Source organism: Micrococcus sp. HMSC31B01, from assembly GCF_001816085.1.
GTDB classification, from domain to species: domain Bacteria; phylum Actinomycetota; class Actinomycetes; order Actinomycetales; family Micrococcaceae; genus Micrococcus; species Micrococcus luteus.
Map to the genome: position 1 here is coordinate 1 of NZ_KV825312.1, position 2,723 is coordinate 2,723.

A 2,723-nucleotide genomic window follows, 5' to 3' on the forward strand; every position below is an offset into this window, starting at 1 on the left:
TGACGGGCGTCATGGACCGGCTCGGCCTGCTCGACCGACGGCCCGCCCGCGGCGGGTCACGCACCCGCGTGGTCCTGGCCGGCCACGACCTGAAGTTCGCGGGGGAGCTCGTCGACCTGCTGCGGGACGACCCGGGCGTCGAGCTGCGCATCGACCACTGGCAGGGCCTGCACCGCCACGACGAGGCCGCCTCACGCCGCCTCGTCGAGTGGGCCGACGTCGTCGTGTGCGAGTGGGCGGGCCCCAACGCCGTCTGGTACGCCCGCCACAAGCGGCCCGGCCAGCGGCTCGTGGTCCGCCTGCACATGTTCGAGCTGCGCGGCGGCTGGCTCTCCGCGCTCGAGACCGACGCCGTGGACCGCCTCGTGACCGTCTCCGATCTGTACCGGGATCTGGTCCGCGAGCACCTGCCCATCGACCCCGCGCGGGTCTCGGTGATCCCCAACGCCGTGTCCGTGGCGGACCTGGACCGTCCCGGCCTGCCCGGTCGCCGGTTCCGGCTCGGCCTCGTCGGCGTGGTGCCGTTGCGCAAGCGCCTGGACCGGGCCGTGGACCTGTTGGAGGTCCTGCGCGCCCATGACGAACGGTTCACCCTGCACGTGCGCGGCCGCATGCCGTGGGAGTACCCGCACGAGTGGCGCAAGCCCCTCCAGCGCGAGGGCTACCTCGACCTGTTCGCCCGCCTCGGCGCCGGCCCGTTGCGCGAGGCCGTTGCCTTCGAGCCCTTCGGGGCGGACATGGGCTCGTGGCTGACGAAGATCGGCTGGGTGCTCTCGCCGTCCACCACCGAGAGCTTCCACCTCGCGCCCGCCGAGGGCATGGTCTCGGGCGCGGTCCCGCTCGTCTGGGACCGGCCCGGCGCGAGGGGCGTGTTCGGCGAGGAGTTCGTGCTCGACGACACCGACGCCGCGGCGCGGCGGGTGCTGGAGGCGACCGCCGACGACGCGCGGTGGGACGCGCTTTCGGCCCTGGCCCGGGACCGGGTGCGCTCGTACGATGAGCGCGTCGTGGCCGGCCTGTGGCGCGAGGCGCTCGGGCTGGACTGAAGCAGGCCGGGCGTCGGCGGTAGGGTGGACGCGTCCGCCCCCGCCCGCCGGTGCCGGGGCCGTCGTGGACCATTCCCCACCGAGGAGACCCCGTGAAGAAGATCGAGACCGTCGCCGTCATCGGCCTGGGCTACATCGGCCTGCCCACCGCCGCCATCCTCGCCGAGAACGGCGTGAAGGTGCTCGGCGTGGACGTCTCGGACCGCACGGTGGACGCCGTGAATGCGGGCACGGTGCCCTTCGTGGAGCCGGACCTGGCCGGGTTCGTCGCGCGCGGCGTCGAGAAGGGCCTGCTCAGCGCCTCGACGACGACGCCGGCGGCGGACGCCTACATCGTCGCCGTGCCGACCCCGTTCAAGGACGGACACTCCCCGGACCTGGGCTACATCGAGGCCGCCGCCCGCGGCCTGGCCCCGCAGCTGACCGGCGACGAGCTCGTCATCCTCGAGTCCACCTCGCCCCCCGGCGCCACCGAGTACATGGCCGAGGTGATCTTCGCCGAGCGTCCTGAGCTGCGCGAGGCCGAGCTGGACTTCGCCCACTGCCCCGAGCGGGTGCTCCCGGGTCGCGTGATGGTCGAGCTCGTGACCAACGACCGGATCGTCGGTGGCTCGACCCGGCGCGCGGCCGAGCGGGCCCGCGACCTCTACCGCACGTTCTGCGAGGGCGAGATCCTGCTGACGGACACCCGCACCGCGGAGATGGCCAAGCTCGTGGAGAACTCCTTCCGCGACGTCAACATCGCCTTCGCCAACGAGCTGTCCGTGATCTGCGCCGAGCAGGGCATCGACGTGTGGGAGCTCATCGAGCTCGCTAACCACCACCCCCGCGTGAACATCCTGCAGCCGGGCCCCGGCGTGGGCGGCCACTGCATCGCCGTGGACCCGTGGTTCATCGTGGACGCCGCCCCGCAGACCGCCCGGCTGATCCGCGCGGCCCGGGAGATCAACGATGGCAAGCCCCAGTGGGTCATCGACCAGGTCAAGGCCGCGGCCTTCGACGTCCAGCAGGCCACCGGCCGCGCTCCGGTCGTCGCCGCCCTCGGCCTGGCCTTCAAGCCGAACATCGACGACCTGCGCGAATCCCCGGCCCTGAACATCGCGGCCGAGCTGGCGGGCCAGTTCTCCGGGTCCGACGTGCTCGTGGTCGAGCCGCACGTGACGGAGCTGCCGGCCGCGCTGCAGGGCAAGGACAACGTGCGCCTGGTCGCGGTCGACGAGGCCCTCGAGGCCGCCGACATCGTGGTGCTGCTGGTGGACCATTCCGCCTTCGCCGACCTCGGCGACCGCGTGGCCGACAAGCGCGTGATCGACACGCGCGGCCAGTGGCGCACCGACCCGTCCCTCTGACCTTCCGCGGCCCGCGCCCCGCCCGCCCCGCCGACAGGAGCCCGCACCGATGACCGCACGCGAGCGCCCCGCGCCATCCCGCCGCCCGCTGCTGCGGTCCCTGGCCCTGACCGCCCAGACCGTCCGCGAGCACGTGACGGACGATCCGGTGCTGCTGGCCCTGCAGGTCTCCCGTCGGCTGCCGCCCGCGGCGGTGGGCGGGGCGGCCGGCATCCTCACCCGCCTGGGCCGGAACGGTGTCGTGCCCGCACTCGGCCACGAGATGCGGGGCGAGCGCGCGGCGGCCCTGGCCGCCCTCGGCGTGGACGAGGCCGGTCGGCCCGTCCGC

2 protein-coding genes and 1 pseudogene are annotated in these 2,723 nt (G+C 74.0%); all 3 read left to right on the plus strand.

The annotated features are described in order from the left end of the window. The coding region (locus HMPREF3105_RS10065; protein ID WP_141762501.1) for a glycosyltransferase family 4 protein at positions 1-1,046 on the plus strand (1,046 nt) is incomplete at its 5' end. 92 nt (positions 1,047-1,138) lie between these two features. Next, entirely contained in the window at positions 1,139-2,395 is a 1,257-nt protein-coding gene (gene wecC / locus HMPREF3105_RS10070; RefSeq protein ID WP_070709491.1) for a UDP-N-acetyl-D-mannosamine dehydrogenase, read from the plus strand. Positions 2,396-2,444: 49 nt separating this feature from the next. Further along, positions 2,445-2,723 (plus strand): annotated as a pseudogene (locus HMPREF3105_RS10075) (glycosyltransferase WbuB); the annotation flags it as partial.